This is a genomic window from Sphingomonas sp. Leaf5 (assembly GCF_001421155.1).
Taxonomy (GTDB): Bacteria; Pseudomonadota; Alphaproteobacteria; order Sphingomonadales; family Sphingomonadaceae; genus Sphingomonas.
The window spans coordinates 120,568-136,713 of record NZ_LMJZ01000023.1 but is presented as its reverse complement, the minus strand read 5'-3'; the positions used below and the strand labels follow the sequence as shown (position 1 = coordinate 136,713).

General features: G+C 67.5%; 9 protein-coding genes. 5 read left to right on the top strand and 4 right to left on the bottom strand.

Features of this window, described 5'->3' with window-relative positions:
- Positions 1–47 precede the first annotated feature (47 nt).
- Both ASE50_RS16055 and ASE50_RS16050 read right to left on the bottom strand, forming a co-directional pair.
- A complete protein-coding gene (locus ASE50_RS16055; protein WP_056402857.1) occupies positions 48–1,631 on the bottom strand; it encodes an N-acyl-D-amino-acid deacylase family protein in 1,584 nt (527 codons plus the stop codon).
- Complete coding sequence (locus tag ASE50_RS16050; RefSeq protein WP_056402854.1) at positions 1,628–3,937, bottom strand: penicillin acylase family protein; 2,310 nt, start codon at positions 3,935–3,937, stop codon at positions 1,628–1,630. The genes ASE50_RS16055 and ASE50_RS16050 overlap by 4 nt, the downstream gene beginning before the upstream one ends.
- Before the next feature lie 635 nt (positions 3,938–4,572).
- Here ASE50_RS16050 and ASE50_RS16045 point away from each other — a divergent pair.
- On the top strand, positions 4,573–7,614 hold the full coding sequence (locus ASE50_RS16045) for a TonB-dependent receptor plug domain-containing protein (protein ID WP_056402851.1): 3,042 nt from the start codon (positions 4,573–4,575) through the stop codon (positions 7,612–7,614).
- A 190-nt stretch (positions 7,615–7,804) separates the two neighbouring features.
- The gene (locus ASE50_RS16040) at positions 7,805–10,810 is read left to right on the top strand and encodes a diguanylate cyclase (protein WP_162236199.1); all 3,006 of its coding nucleotides are present in this window, start codon (positions 7,805–7,807) and stop codon (positions 10,808–10,810) included.
- Between the two features lie 231 nt (positions 10,811–11,041).
- Here ASE50_RS16040 and ASE50_RS16035 read toward each other — a convergent pair whose 3' ends face one another.
- Positions 11,042–12,547: a flavin-containing monooxygenase gene (locus ASE50_RS16035; protein WP_056402846.1), complete on the bottom strand. Its 1,506-nt coding sequence runs from the start codon at positions 12,545–12,547 to the stop codon at positions 11,042–11,044.
- A 38-nt stretch (positions 12,548–12,585) separates the two neighbouring features.
- A complete protein-coding gene (locus ASE50_RS16030) occupies positions 12,586–13,266 on the bottom strand; it encodes a DUF4197 domain-containing protein (protein WP_056402843.1) in 681 nt (226 codons plus the stop codon).
- 157 nt (positions 13,267–13,423) lie between these two features.
- Here ASE50_RS16030 and ASE50_RS16025 point away from each other — a divergent pair, with 157 nt between their 5' ends.
- Genes ASE50_RS16025 through fabI form a run of 3 tightly spaced genes read left to right on the top strand, consistent with a single transcriptional unit; the run spans position 13,424 to position 16,146 of the window.
- Positions 13,424–14,374 carry a DnaJ C-terminal domain-containing protein gene (locus ASE50_RS16025; protein WP_056402839.1) on the top strand — a complete coding sequence of 317 codons (951 nt, stop codon included), beginning with the start codon at positions 13,424–13,426 and terminating at the stop codon, positions 14,372–14,374.
- A gap of 30 nt (positions 14,375–14,404) precedes the next feature.
- Positions 14,405–15,346 (top strand): YihY/virulence factor BrkB family protein, encoded by a 942-nt coding sequence (locus tag ASE50_RS16020; protein WP_056402829.1) that lies wholly within the window; start codon positions 14,405–14,407, stop codon positions 15,344–15,346.
- The gene (gene fabI / locus ASE50_RS16015; protein WP_056402821.1) at positions 15,343–16,146 is read left to right on the top strand and encodes an enoyl-ACP reductase FabI; all 804 of its coding nucleotides are present in this window, start codon (positions 15,343–15,345) and stop codon (positions 16,144–16,146) included. Before ASE50_RS16020 ends, fabI begins: the two co-directional genes overlap by 4 nt.

Here is a 16,146-nt window from a genome sequence, read left to right as displayed (position 1 = left end):
AGCGGAACCCTACCCACCCCCAACCCCTCCCTTGTCAGGGAGGGGAGTCAGGTCGCCGGACACTGCGCCGGCGTCGGACGCAGCAACACCCGCCCCGGTGCGGCCCCGGTGGTCGCACCATCCTTCAGCGCCAGCCGACCGTTGACGAACAGCGCCTTCACCCCGACGCTCGGCACCCTCGGGTTCACGTAATCGGCGCGCGGCGCGTAGCCTGCGGGATCGAACACTACGACATCGGCATAGCGACCGGGCTTCAGATAGCCGCGCCCGTCCATCCGGTACATGTCGGCGGTGGCACCGGTCGACTGACGGATGAACTGGCCGAGCGTCAGCACCTTTCGTTCGCGGACATAGACCTGATATTTGCGGGGGAAGGTCGCGTACTGGCGGGGATGGCCGTTCGAACCGTCCGAACTGGTCACCACCCATGGCTGGCGCATGATCCGGTCGACATCGGCGTCGATCATGTTGAAGCTGGCGACCGAGACGCCGGCGGGTTCCTTGCCCGTCGCGTCGGCCACGCGCAGGATTCGGATAGCGGCGTCTACGGGATCGATGCCCCATAGCGCCGCCATCTGCCCCAGCGTCCTGCCGGTCCATGGCATGTCCGCGCTGGTCAGCAACAGCGATTCCTTGCCGCCGCGCCGGCGCAGATTTTCGGCCATTTCGGTCTTGATCTTGGCCAGCGTCGCCGGATCGTCGAATCGCGCGATCAGCTTGGGATAACCGCCGTCATTGGCCCATCGCGGGACCAGCGACGCATCGACGCTCGATCCCGATGCCAGCCACGGATATTGGTCGGCGGTGACGTTCTGCCCGGCTTTGCGTGCCGCCTCGATCACCGCGATCAGCTCGGGTGCCTTGCCCTGCACGTCGACGCCCAGTGCCTTCAAATGCGCGAAATGGACCGGCATCCCCGCCTGACGCCCGATCTCGATCGCTTCCTTCGTCGAATTGAGCAGGCCGATCGTGTAGTTGGATTCATCGCGCTGATGCGTGTCGTACATGCCGCCGCGGATCGCCGCCTCGCGCGCGACCGCGACCACTTCGTCGGTCTTGGCGAAGCTTTGCGGGGCGTAGAACAGCCCCGTCGACAGGCCGTACGCACCGGCGCACATCGCCTTTGCCACCAGCGCCTTTTCCTGTGCCAGTTCGGCGGGCGAAGGCGCGCGGTCGTCCTGTCCCAGCACGCGCCCGCGCACCGCGCCGAAGCCGACGAACGGCGCGACGTTGGTGCCGATCCCCGCTTTGGTCAGCGCCCCCGCATCCTCCGCGACGTCGGGCGTGCCGTATCCGTCGACGCCGATGACGATGGTCGACACCCCCTGCGCCAGCCATGGCAGGTTCAGTCGCGCGGTCGCGTCGGGCGACCGGATATAGCTGTCGGGATGGGTATGCGCGTCGATGAAGCCCGGCGCGACGATCGCCCCGCGCGCGTCGACGATCTGCGCCGCCCGCGTGCCCCGCGAGCGCCCGACATAGACGATGCGGTCGCCCTTGATCTCGACATCGCCGGTGATCGGCCGGCCGCCGCTGCCGTCATGGATGGTGCCGCCCCGGATCACGATATCGGCACCCGGCGCGGCCCCGATCAGCAGCGCGCACAGTGCGATCGGCAGCGGGCGGGTCATCGGCTTTTCCCCTTCAACGTCATCCGGCGCGCGACCTTGCCATCGACCGCGGCACGACTGAACAGCAGCGGCAGCGTCCGCCCTTCGATCCACGGCGCATATTGGTCGCGATAATAAGGCGAGCGCGGGTCGTTCGACTGGCCGGGCAGGTTCAGGAACAGCGAATTGTCCCACGCGCCGACATCGATGACCTGCATATAGCTCGCCCCGCCGCCGACGCGCCAGCCAGGGCCGTCGCCCAGCCAGCGGGCCATGACGGTGAAGCTGTCGCCGCCCGATCCGCTGCCCTCGATCGGGGGAAAGGCGGCGGCGATGGCGGGAATGCGCGACAGCGGATGCGCGATGCGGACCTGATGCAACCGCCCCCAGCGCCATGTCACCGGATCGGGACCGAGCAAGCCCTGCGCCGTCGCCCAAGACGACGCCAGCGCATCGCGCACGATCGTCGGATGTCGGGGCAGCAAGTCCAGCAGCACCGACGGATCGATCTCGGTCACCAGCGCCTTGGCCCGGGCGGGGACGATCGTCGCCAGCATTCGCTGCGACAGGTCGCGCCACAGGATTTCGAACAGCGCCGCCGGACCGCTGTCCGCCGCCAGCCGCCCGTCCCAGCGGCGCAGCATATCGCCGGCGGGCGAGGGGCCGGCGGGCAGCAACGCCACCAACTGTCGCGCGGGGGTCGACAGCGTGTCGAATTGCAGCGCGACGCTATCGGCAAGGCTGTGCTTCGGCTGCGCCGCCAGCACGCTCGCAATCCGTTCGTATCGATAGGGCGCGCGGAACGAGAAGGCGGGGATGCGGTCGCGCGGCCAGTTTGCCGGCAGGTTGTTCTGGTTGGCCGAGGCGAACCAGCCCTTGGCCGGGTTGTATTCGTTGGGCAGCGCGGTGAAATCGGTCATGCCGGTCCAGTCGAACCGTCCGTCGCCCGGCACCGGCAGCAGTCCGTCGCCCTGTTTGCGCACCGGCGCGAAGCCGATCACCTGCCATCCGGTATTGCCGTCGATATCGGCATAGTGAAAATTGGTCGGCGAGGGATGCAGGCGGAACGCCTTGCGCAGCGATGCCCAGTCGCGGGCGAGGTTCATCGCGATCATCGCGAACGATCCGCCGCCGCCCGGCAGCATCGCGATCGACGCCAGCACGCTCGCCCGCCGCTTCGCCGGATCGTGCATCACCACCGGTCCCTGCACCGAATAGCGCAGCGTCGCGACATAGGGGGCGCTACCCTTGACCGGGATCGCCACCTCGACCCGCTCGAACCGTTTCCACCCGCCGGCATGGCGATAGCGTTCGGGATCGGCGGGATCGAGGTCGAGGATGAACAGGTCCTGCTGATCGATATGGAAATTGGTCCGGCCGAACGCGAAGCGATCGGTATGGCCCTGCATGATCCCCGGCAGGCCCGGCGCGCCGCCGCCGATCACGTCCAGTCCCGGTGCGCTGAGATGCACGACATGGCGCGGGCCGAACCCGCCAATGCCCAGATGCGGATCGTTGGCGAGGATCGGGCGTCCGGTCGCGGTACGGCTGCCCGCCACCGTCCACGCATTGCTGCCGGCATTGGCGCGCTCTGCCGTACCTTCGGCGGGATCGTTGACCGGGGTATCGGGACCGAAGGGCAGGCCGCCCTGTCGCAACACGCCGAGATCGGCGGGCGACACGGCGGTCACGTCCAGCCCGGCGGGGACGGTCATCCGCCACGCGGGGCGCAACGGTGCGACGATCGCGTCGAGGTCGAGCAGCCCGATCGCCGCCAGCTGTGCGCGGCGGACCTCGTCATCGGCGTTGCCGATCGCGCTGCCGCGCGCCAGCACCATATCCTCGATCGCCCATTTGATCGGGGTCACGCCGAGGATCGCATATTCCTGCGGCAGCAGCGTGCGATCGGCCAGCACCTCGTCGATGCGGGCGTTGATCCCGGCGATATAGGCGCGGGCGCAGGCCAGCACGTCGCCGGGCACGCGGCGCAGTTCGGCGGTCAGGTCGCCGCGATAGTGGAACAGCCGCGCGGTCGCGTCGTGCCTCGCGAAATCCTCGCCGAACGCCTCGGCCAGCCGGCCCAGTTCGCGGCGGTGCGCCAGGTCGATCTGGAACAGCCGGTCGCGCGCGACGACATAGCCCTGTCCGTAGAAGGCGTCGGGGATCGACGCGGCGCGGATATGCGGCACGCCATGGACGTCGTCGACGATCTCGATCGGTGCGGTGAGCGTGTCGCCGCGCGGGGCGAAGCCGCGCGCCTCCAGCGCGAACGGGGTCAGCGCCAGTGCGGCGGCCGATCCGGTCAGAAAGGCTCGGCGGTGCATCATCGGCGTCCCTTGCGTTGCATTCTCCGCTCCCCTTCCGTGTCAGGATCGTTCGGCGAACGTCCGCATGATCGTACCCCCGCGCAGGCGGGGGGCCAGGGTTACTGCCACAAGCCGCTGTTCTGCTTGGCTCTGGACCCCCGCCTGCGCGGGGGTACGGCATGGTTGCGCGTCATGACGTCCGTTTCGCGGCGGAATCCTTAATCGGGAAGAGAGCAGCTCGTCGATCCTATGCCAGCCCCCGCCGCTCCGGGTATGACAAGCACGTCCCGGCCCATAGGGCGCGTTTATGGCAGCGGCACGCCGCTCGCATACTCCCCAAGGATATCGGCAGTGGGCAAGCCAATCACCACAACGTCACCCCGGACTCGATCCGGGGTCCCGCTTCTTTTTCTCGCGAGGAAAGCGGGACCCGGGTCATTCCCAGGGTGACAAAGCGGAAGTCGGTCACCAAACCATAACACTCGTCTATGCCCTGCTGAAGCGATAGCATCACGTCTCGCTTGACGCGCATCCCTGCCGACGCGCAGCTTCGTCGCTATCCGACACGACCGGCGCGCGAACGACCGGGTCGGCGGATGCCGCAGGAAAGCGCAATGTCAATGTATCGGCCCGAACCGGGGCCATAGGGGGCCATTATGACGACTTCGATGCACTTTCGGCGGTATCTGCCTGCCCTTGCCCGCGCCTCCAGCCTGGTCGCGCTGTGCGTCGCCGCGCCGGCCTTTGCGCAAAGCGCCGATCCGGTCGCGGTCGAGCAGGCCCCTGCCGGACCGCAGGTGGAGGGCGGTCCCGACATTCTGGTCACCGGATCGCGCGTCGTCCGCGACGGGTTTCAGGCACCGACCCCGCTGACCGTGTTGACGCAGCAGGACATCCAGAACGGTTCGCCGTCGAACAACATCGCCGATTTCGTGAACCAGCTGCCGGCGCTGGCGGGCGGCTTCACGCCGGCGAACTCGCGGCTGAACCTGTCGAGCGGGCAGGCGGGCATCAACACCATGAACCTGCGCAACCTGGGGTCGGAGCGGACGCTGGTGCTGCTCGACGGACGTCGGTCGGTCGGCTCGACCGTGACCGGACTGGTCGACGTCAACACCATCCCGCAGGCGCTGGTGAAAAGCGTCGAGGTCGTCACCGGCGGCGCGTCGTCGGCCTATGGCTCCGACGCGGTCGCGGGCGTCGTCAACTATGTGCTCGACAAGGACTATACCGGCCTGAAGGTCGCGATCGACAGCGGCATCACCGACAAGGGCGACGGCGGCAATTATTCGATCAGCGTCGCGGGCGGCTGGTCGTTCGGCGAGGGGCGCGGGCATTTGTTGCTCAGCGGCGAGGTCGCGCACCGCGACGGCATCTTTCAGGTCGATCGCGACTGGAACGCGACCGGCTATGTCCGCATCCAGGACCCCGCCTGGACCACCACCAGCACGACGCCGCGTTACCTGATCCGCCGTCAGGTCGGTGCTGCCAACTCGACGCCGGGCGGCCTCATCACCGCGTCGGCGGGCACCACCGCCAACAGCCTGCGCGGCCTGTACTTCGGCGATGGCGGGCAGGTCCTGCGCTATCAATATGGCGCGCTGACCTTCCCCTCGGCGACGGGCAGTGCCCCGCCGACGTTGACGCAAGGGGGGTCGTGGCAGGTCAATGATTCGGGCCGCCGCATCGGCCTCGACCCGCGCGACGACCGCCACGGCGTGTTCGGGCGATTGAGCTACGAAGTCGCCGACGGCGTCGAGCTGTTCGCGGAAGGGGCATACAACCAGCAGAAGATCTTCTTCAACGCCGGGCCGAACCTGTCGACCGGCGTCGCCCTCAACGCCAATGGTTGCGCGGCGGCGGCGACGTCGGCCACCGCGCCGCTCACCTGCAACGCGTTCCTCTACAATGCGCTCGGGCGTGCGGCGCTGACTGGTGTCACCGGCGTCACGCTGGCGACGACCGCCGCCGACCTGCCGTTCCGCGCCGTCGACAACGAGCGGGAAGTGCAACGCTACGCGATCGGGGCGGAGGGTTCGACCGAAGTGTTCGGCAAGCGGGCGACGTGGAACATCTATGGCCAATATGGCCGCACCGACCAGCATTCGCAGCTGCGCAACATCATGAACAACGCGGCGATGAACAACGCGACCGCCGCCGTCTTCGCGCCCGCTGGCAATGCCGCCGGCTATGCCGCTGGGTCGATCCAGTGCCTCATCAACGTCGACACCAACCCGAACAACAACGACCCGGCCTGCGTACCGCTGAACCGGCTGGGCGTCGGCGTCGCGAACCCCGCCGCCTTCGCCTATATCCTCGGTAATCCGTATCGCGACGAGCTGATCGAGCAATATAACGCCGCCTTCAACGTCTCGGTCACGCCGTTCGCGACGTGGGCGGGTGACGTCAGCGTCGCGCTGGGCGCGGAATATCGCAAGGAGAAGATTCGCGGATCGGTACCGGCCGAGTTCCAGCCGGTTTCCTCGACCGACGCCAATGGCCGCCCGATCACGTCGAACCGCTGGTCGGTCGGCAACTACCTGCCGACCAATGGCGAATATGACGTGAAGGAAGCCTATGTCGAAACGGTCGTCCCGCTCGGCATGGGGCTGGAATTCAACGGTGCCGCCCGCGCGACGCGCTATTCGACCGCCGGCTATGTCACGACGTGGAAGGCGGGCGCGACATGGCAGCCGATCGAGGACATCCGGTTCCGCGCCACCCGCTCGCGCGACATCCGCGCACCAAACCTCAACGACCTGTTCCAGGGCGGGTCGGCCAACAGCGATGCGATCCGCAACCCGATCTACACCGCAGACGGTGCCAATGGGCCGGCGACGTTCAGCTATTCGGGTTTCGTCACCGGCAATCGTGCGCTTGGTCCCGAAAAGGCGGACTCATGGAACGCGGGCGTCGTCGTCGCGCCGCGGTTCCTGCCGGGCTTCAACCTGTCGGTCGATTATTTCCGCATCGATGTGAAGCAGGCGATCACGACGTTCAGCGCGCAACAGATCGCGGACCTGTGCTATCTGCAGGACCAGCAGTCGTTCTGCGACGCGATCTCGGTCGATCCGGTCCGGACGCAGAATCCGGCGCAGCCCTATCTGCTGATCCGCAGCCAGCCGTTCAACGCCGCGAGCCAGCTGGTGAAGGGGGTCGATATCGATGCGTCCTATCGCCTCGCCCTCGATACGCTGTTCGCCAAGGCGGCGGGCAGTTTCACCGTGCGCGGTATCGCCACGCGCTATATCGACAATCTGCTCAACAACGGCGTGCCGGGAACGGTGGTGCTGAATTCGGTCGGTGTGAATGGCGGCCAGTCGAGCACGCCCACATGGATTTACCGCGTCAGTGCCGCCTATGACACGCCCGACTTCTCGATCACCGCGGTCGGTCGTGGGGTGAGCGCGGGACGCTATGCCGCGAACGGCATCGAATGTTCGACCGCCTGCCCGCCGAACGATGCCAATTTCTTCACCTATGACAACAACCGCGTCTCGGGCACCTTCTATGCCGACCTGAACCTCACCCAGAAGGTTCGCTTCGACGGGGCGGAGGCGCAGTTCTTCGTCAACGTGACCAATTTGTTCGATCGCTGGCCGCTGCTGCTGCCGGAGACCGGACTGGCGGCGAACCCGACCTATTCGGACCTGCTGGGCCGCCGTTTCCGCGTCGGTATCCGCATGCAAACGCGCTGAGGCAGCCACCCCGATCGCCGGTATGCGGCGCTCGGGGTGGCCGCGCTGCCCCGCCCGGGCAACGCGGGCGGAATGGTTTACCGTATAATTTCATTAAGTATGGACGCGTTAAGCAGGTCGCAAGCAAGCACGGATAAGAAGACGCACAGGAACCCTGATGCGGCATTTTTTCCTTCTTATTTTGCTTCTCGTGGCGTTTGGCGTGGCCCGGCCGGTATCGGCGGCCGCGCCGGCGGATGCGTGGGAGGGCTGGCGCACCGCGCGGTTCCTGACGCTCGATGCCACGTCCGGACTGCCGCACGCCACCACGACCGCGATCGTGCAGGGCAGCGACGGGCTGATGTGGATCGGTTCGCGCGGCGGGCTTGCCCGGTATGACGGGCAACGGCTGAAGGTCTTTCGACAGGTATCGCGCGATCGGACGAGCCTGCCCGACAATTATATCCGGGCACTTCTGCCGCTGTCGAATGGCGGGATGCTGGTCGGTACCAATGTCGGCGGCGCGGTCCGCTTCGATCCCGTCTCGAACGCGTTCGTCGCGTTGCAGGGGGCGGCGGGGGTCGGCATCGGCACCCGCATCCTCGCGCTGGCGTCCGATGGCCAGGACGGGGCGCTGATCGCATCGGACCATGGCGTGTTCCGCTATGACGCGCGGCATAACCGGGTCGTGTCGCTGATCGAGCCCGGCAGCGATCTGGCCGGCGGTGCCTTTGCCGTCTTCCGCGACGCCGACGGCACCATCTTTGCCGGCGGGGACAAGGGGCTGTTCGTCCGCCGGCCGCAGGACCGCGCCTTTTCCCGGGTCGCCACGCCGGAGATCGGCGATGTCTGGGCGATCCAGCGCGGGCGATTCGGCCGCCTTTGGATCGGTACCGGCGCGCACGGCATCTTCGTGCAATTGAGCGATGGCCGCTTCGTGCAGCCGCGCCTGCTGTCGGGCGACGCGCCGCTGATCGGCCACCGGACCATCCGCGCCTTTGCGACCGAGCCGGACGGGACGCTGTGGGCCGCGACCGATGGCATGGGACTGCTGCGCATTTCGACGCGCGGCCCGTTCACCGTCAGCGCGATGCGCAATATCCCCGCCAATCCCGCGTCGCTGGGCGGCGACACGGTGCGCGACGTGACGATCGACCGGACCGGCCGGTTATGGGCGGCGACCGACGTCGGCGCGTCGCATACCGACCCGACACTCGATTCGATCTTTACCGTGACCAACGCCATGCCCGATCCCCGCCGGTCGCTGGCCGATCGCAACGTGCGCGGGCTGATGGTCGACAGCCACGACCGGATCTGGATCGGCCTCAACAACGGGATGATCGACCGGATCGATCGTGCCGACGGGACCGTCCGCCATCTGCGCCTGTCCGGCGAACAGTCGGGACAGGATGTGAAGGCGTTTCTCGAACTGCCCGACGGGACGGTGCTGGTCGGGGCGCGCGGCATCGTCGCCATCGATCCGGCGACGCTGACGCCCCGACCGGTCGCGGTGCCGCTGCCCGACGACCTGCCGGTGATCTCGCTGGCGCGGTCGGGCGATCTGCTGCTGATCGGCACCTATAAGGGGCTGTTCGTCTGGCAGGCGCGTACCCGGCAACTGCGCCAATATCGTCACGCCGATGGCGATCCGACCACGATCGCCAACAACGAAGTCATCAACATCGTCGATCCGGGCGACGGCCGGCCATGGATCGCGACGCCCGGCGGGCTCAACCGGTTCGATCCGGCGACCGGGCGCTTCGTCGTCTATCGCAACGATCCGGCCGATCCGGCCAGCCTGCCGCAAAACTATACCGGGTCGATCGTGCCGTCGGGCGGCGCGTTATGGGTCGGCACCTATGGCGGGGTCGCGCGCGGCACGGCGACGCCGGGCGGCCTGCGCTTCCGGGCGATCACCGAGGCGCAGGGACTGGCCAACGACAATGTCGCGGCGGTCCTGCCCGACCGGCGCGGCCGGGTGTGGACGACGGGGGCCACCGGCATTTCGGTGCTCGATCCACAGGGGCGACGGGTGCGCGTGGTCAGCCGGCGCGATGGTCTCCCCTCCGACGCGTATAACCAGCGCGTCGCGGCGATGACGCGCGATGGCGACCTGCTGTTCGGCGGGACCGGCGGCTTGCTGGTGCTGCGGCCCGACCGGATGCTGGCCGCGCAGTCCGGCCGATCGCCGACGCTGGCCCCGACCGATATCGAACAGGACGGCCACACGCTGCCGTTCAACCCGTTTCCCGGGCAGCAGGCGATCCGCAGCGATGGCCATGCGCTGCGCGTCGCCTTTGCCCTGACCGATTATGCCGCGCCGCAGGAGGTACATTACCGGTACCGGTTGCATGGATTCGATACCGACTGGGTCGACCTGCCCGACTCGGTCCCGGCGACCGCGATCTACACCAACCTGCCCGGCGGCGATTACGTGTTGCAGTTGCAGGCACAGATTCCCGGCGTCCATCCGCGCACGGTCACGACGTCGGTCGACCTGATCGTCGCGCGCGCGTGGCATGAATTATGGTTCGTGCGGCTGGCGATGGCGATCGTCGGGCTGGCCGGGGTGTTCGGCATCGTCCATGTCCGCACGATGGTCCTGCGCCAGCGGACCCGCGCGCTCGAACGGATGGTCGAACAGCGTACCGGCGAACTGCGATCGGCCAACGTCACCCTGTCGCAGCTGGCCAGCACCGATCCGCTGACCGGACTTGCCAACCGCCGCACGCTGCTCGCCCGGCTGGAGGCGGCGCGCGAGACGGCGATGCGCAGCGGCGGCGGCTATGCCGTGGCGATGCTCGACATCGATCATTTCAAACGCGTCAACGACGGCTATGGCCATCATACCGGCGACATCGTGGTACAGGCGGTTGCGGCGCGGGTCGCCGGCGGGGTCCGCGCGGTCGACTGCGTCGCGCGCTATGGCGGCGAGGAACTGGCGATCCTGTTCGCCGACAGCGGCCTTGGCGATGCGGCGACGATCACCGAACGGCTGCGACAGGCGGTGGCGCGCGCGGTGATCGAGGTGGACGGCGTGGAGATCCGCGTGACGATCAGCGGCGGGGTCGCGGCGGCGACCGGCGACGAACTGCCCGCCGCCGTGCTGCACCGCGCCGACCTTGCCATGTACCGCGCGAAACGCGCGGGTCGTGACCGGATCGAGCTGGCCGACGACCGCGACGTGACCGCGCTCGAACAGGCGGCCGTTCTTTAGGGCCAATCGACATTCAGTTCGCTGGGCGCAGGAATGGCGTTCTTTCCCCTTCCGTCGCTCCTGCGCAGGCGGCAGTCCCTATACGCCAGCGTCGCGGATCCAGCCGAACCGTCGGCGTCGATGGATTCCCGCCTGCGCAGGAGTGACGAAATTCCGTGGGTTTCGGTGAAGGTCGATCGGTCCTGAGACGCTGTTCGGAAACGCGCTTGTTCGCGGGTTTCCGGACGGATTCTACTCCGCCGCCTTCCGGTCCCGGTCGTGATTCGTCGCTTTCCGGAACTGCAACACGCCATCCTCCAGCCGTCCGAACCGGAACGCCGCGTAATCGAGGAAATAATTCTGCCGCAACCGCCACGGGCTGCGCGATCCCTGTCCCGGCAGCTGCGCCTCTGCCCGCTGGACATAGCCCGAACTGAAGTCGAGCAGCGGCCGCCGTTCGATCGCCGCGCCGGGCGCGGCGGGCACGCAATAGGCATAGCCCCGCCGCCGCATGTGGTCGAGCACCCGGCACATGCGCCGCGAGACGAGATCGATCTTCAACGTCCACGACGCGTTGGTATAGCCCATCGCGAACACCAGATTCGGCACGCCCGACACCATCATCCCGCGGTAGATTATCTGGTCCTGCGCCGCGAACGGCACGCCATCTACCGTGATGGCGACCCCGCCCATCAGGTGCAGTTTCAGCCCCGTCGCGGTGACGATCACGTCCGCCGCAACCTGCGCACCCGATTCCAGTTCCACCCCCTCGGGCGTGAAACGCCGGATGGTGTCGGTGACGATCGCTGCCGACCCGTCGTTCAGCACCCGGAACAGATCGGCATCGGGCACGAGGCACAGCCGCTGGTCCCACGGGTCGTAGCTCGGGGTGAAATGCCGGTCGACGTCCGCCATCTGCGGCAGCGCGGCGTGCGTGCCCTTCAGGATGAACGCCCGCATCCGCTTGGGCCAGGCGCGCGAAAACTGGAACGCGGCCAGCCCCATCGCGACATTCTTCCACCGTGCCAGCCGCCCCGCCGCCGCGACCGGCAGCCAACGATACAGCCGGTCGGCGAGCGCATCCAGCGACGGATGCGCGACGATATAGCTTGGCGATCGCTGGACCATCGTCACCTGTGCCCCCCGTTCGGCGAGCGCGGGCACCAGCGTCACCGCCGTGGCACCGCTGCCGATCACCGCGATCCGCTTGCCCGATACCGCCAGATCGGCGGGCCATTGCTGCGGGTGGACGATCCGCCCGGCAAAGTTTTCCTGCCCGTCGAACTGCGGGGCATGGCCGCTGGCATAGTCGTAATAGCCCGACCCCATGAACAGGAACCGGCAGTGGACGAGATGGTCGCCGCCCTCGGCCCGGCAGCGCAGCGTCCAGCGCGCATCCGCCGACGACCACTCCGCCGCGACGATGCGGTGGTCGAACCGGATATGCCGGTCGATGCCGAACAGTTTCGCCGTATCCTCGATATACTCGCGGATATCGTTGCCGGCGGCGATCGTCTTGCGGTCGCGCCACGGCCGGAACGGAAAGCCCAGCGTGTGCATGTCCGAATCCGACCGGACGCCCGGATAGCGGAACAGGTCCCATGTCCCGCCGATCGCCCCCCGCGCCTCGAAAATGGCGTAGCGCAGGTCGGGGCAGCGCGTTTGCAGGTGATAGGCGGCATCGATGCCCGACAGCCCGGCCCCGACGATCACGACATCGAATTCGGTGGCGGGCGGGGCGGGGGCGGGCGTGGTCATCGCGCGCTTATCCGCCCGCCCGCGGCCCTTGCCAAGCGTCAGCGCGTGCCTAGCAACAGCGCGGTCAGTACCGGATCGCCAGTCCGGCGCGGATCGGAACGGATCGCCGCCTCTTCGCGGCCGATCGCGCGGAAGATGGCGTTGCCGGCCTGATCGGCGGCGCTGCGCGCCAACGCGCCGTAATCGATGCCGGTCTGCGCCGCGACGATCGCCGACAGGATCTCGGCGGTATCGGAGCGAAGGCCGTGCGAAAATTCGGGGAACATCGCGTCGATCACCGCGCCCCGCGCCGATCGTGCCAGCAGGTCGGTGGCGGCGGTCGGCCCACCGCGCAGCACCGCCACCGCATCGGCCAGCGTCAGGCCGCGGATCGAGTCCAGCACGACCGGCGTCGCGCGATCGGCGGCATCGACCGCGATATCGTTCAGCGCCAGTGCGACCCGCGAGCGCACCGCATTGGTCCGCAGCACCGCCGCCAGCACGTTGTTCTGCCCGGCGGTTTCCGGCAGCGTCAGCCGCGTCAGCTGATCGTCGTAAAAGCCGCCGGGGCGGATCAGCCGTTCGAACGCGCGCTGGCTCGACAGCGTCAGCAACCGCCGCACGCCCTCCTCGACGCCATAGCTGCCCAGCGGGGTGGCGCAGCCGCCGAGAATGGCGACCGGCAGCATCAGCGCGGTCGCGCCGAGGATGCGGCGACGGGACATCGGGGCATGGATCATGGGCCGGTTCTCCTGGGGAAGATCGCGCTGCCAACGCAGCCAGGGGCTCCCGGTGCCGCCGCGTGCGTGAACCGACGTTGAACCGGGGGTCGTTTTGCTTCCGTTTCGCGGGTTTGGACCATTGCCGAGCGCCGCGTAGCGCCCTAGCTACCGGACCATGGCTGATCCCTATGCAACGCTTGGTGTAGCGCGCGATGCGACCGAGACGGATATCAAGAAAGCGTATCGCAAGCTCGCCAAGGAGCTGCACCCCGACCGGAACAAGGACAATAAGGCCGCGTCCGATCGGTTCTCGAAGGTCACGCAGGCCTATGACCTGCTGAACGACAAGGACAAGCGCGCGCGCTTCGACCGGGGGGAGATCGATGGCGACGGCAATCCGGCGTCGCCGTTCGGCCATGGGGCGGGCGGCGGCGGGGCTGGTGGCTTTCCGGGCGGTTTCCGGGCCGGGCCGGGCGGTCGCGGCGGTTTCGACATGGGCAATGATGCGCAGGGCGGCGACTTTTCGGATATTTTCGAGGGGCTGTTCGGCGGGCGCAGCAACAATGGCGGCTTTGCGAGCGGCTTCGGCCGGCGTCCCCAGCCCAAGGGCGGCAACGTCGCCTACAAGCTGAAGGTGCCGTTCGAGGATGCGGCGACACTCAGCCCGCAGCGTATCACGCTGGCCGATGGCAAGACGATCGACCTGAAACTGCCCGCCGGGGTCGATGGCGGCACGCAGATGCGGTTGAGCGGCAAGGGCGATCCGGGGCCGGGCGGGCCGGGCGACGCGATCGTCACGATCGAGGTCGAACCGCATCGTTTCTATACCCGCGACGGCGACGATATCCGCATCGACCTGCCGGTCAATCTGGCCGAGGCGGTGCTGGGGGCAAAGGTGCGCGTGCCGACCGTCGAGGGCGCGGTGATGCTGAGCGTGCCCAAGGGCGCGACCTCGGGCAAGACGCTGCGGCTGAAAGGGCGCGGTTTCCACCGCAAGGACGGGACGAGGGGCGATCAGCTGGTGACGCTGATGGTCGATCTGCCCGCCGACGACGCCGCGCTGACGGCGTTCGTCGAGGATTGGGACGGGCGGACGACGGACCCGCGCGCACGCTTCGGCGTTTGATGCGGTCCTGATCCGGCCGGAGCGCATTGCATGAATCAGCCGTCCCCGGAAAGTCCCGAGGTACGCCGCCATCGGGGCCGACCCGCCCTGTCGCGTCTGCGCCCCTCGGCACGGGCGATCGAGGTGGTGAAGCGTGTCGCGATCGGGACGTTCAACGACGGCTTCACCCATGCCGGCAATCTCGCCTATCTCTCGCTGCTGACGCTGTTCCCGTTCTTCATCGTCGCCGCGGCGATCGCGCGCGCGGTCGGGCGCAGCGGCGACAGCATCCATGCGGTCACCGCGTTCCTCGAAACCGTGCCACGCGACGTGGCGGTGGTGCTGGAACAGCCGATTCTCGACGTGTTGCAGGCACGGTCGGGATCGCTGCTGTGGTTGGGCGCGCTGGTCGGGCTGTGGACGACGACGGGCTTCATCGAAACGGTGCGGTCGATCCTGCGGCAGGCCTATGGCATCCCGTTTTCGCGGCCCTTCTGGGAATATCGGCTGGGATCGATCGGGCTGATCGTCGGGTCGGTGCTGATGCTGATGATCGCGTTCAGCCTTCAGGTCGTGCTGGTCGGCGTCGAGCAGTTGATCTACCGCGTGCTGCCGTTCCTGCAGCCCTATGCGGCCTATCTGTCGATCGCGAAGCTGTTTCCGGCACTGGCGCTGTTCGTGGCACTCTACACATTGTTCTATTCGCTCAGCCCCAAGAAATACCGGACGTCGAATTGCCCGAAATGGCCGGGGGCGGTGGCGACGGCGACGGTGTGGATCGGCACGACGCAGCTGCTGCCGCTGGCGATCGACGCGCTGGGCGGATATGACCGCACCTATGGCAGCCTTGCCGGGGTCATGATCGCGCTGTTTTTCTTCTACATCGTCGGACTTGGCGTGGTGATCGGCGGCGAATTGAACGCGGCGCTGGCGGAAACGCCCGACCCTGCGCTAGAGGATGCGGCTACAGACGAAAAAGGGAAAGTCGCGTGAACGGTTTGATGCAGGGCAAGCGCGGGGTCATCATGGGACTCGCCAATGATCGGTCGCTGGCCTGGGGCATCGCCAAGCAGCTTGCCGCGCAGGGCGCGGAACTGGCCTTCACCTACCAGGGCGAGGCGCTGGAACGACGCGTCCGTCCGCTGGCGGGCGAACTGGGTTCCGACTTCCTGATCGAATGCGACGTAGCTGATATGGGCGCGCTCGACGCGGCGTTCGACACGATCGCCGCGCGCTGGCCGACGATCGACTTCGTCGTTCACGCCATCGGCTTTTCGGACAAGAACGAGCTGCGCGGTCATTATTACGACACCAGCCTCGACAATTTCCTGATGACGATGAACATCAGCGTCTATTCGTTCACCGCCGTCGCCAAGCGCGCGCGGGCGCTGATGCCCAATGGCGGATCGCTGCTGACGCTGACCTATTACGGGTCGGAAAAGGTCGTGCCGCATTACAACGTCATGGGCGTGGCCAAGGCGGCGCTGGACATGTCGGTCAAATATCTGGCGATGGACATGGGGCCGGAGAATATCCGGGTGAACGCCATTTCCGCCGGGCCGATCAAGACGCTGGCCGCGAGCGGCATCGGCGATTTCCGCTATATCCTGAAGTGGAACGAGCTGAACTCGCCGCTGCGCCGCAACGTCACGATCGACGACGTCGGCGGGGCGGGGCTGTATCTGTTGAGCGATCTGGCGAGCGGCGTCACCGGTGAGATCCATCACGTCGACGCCGGGTATAACGTCATCGGCATGAAGGCCGAGGACGCCCCCGACATCGCGCTGGCGTGA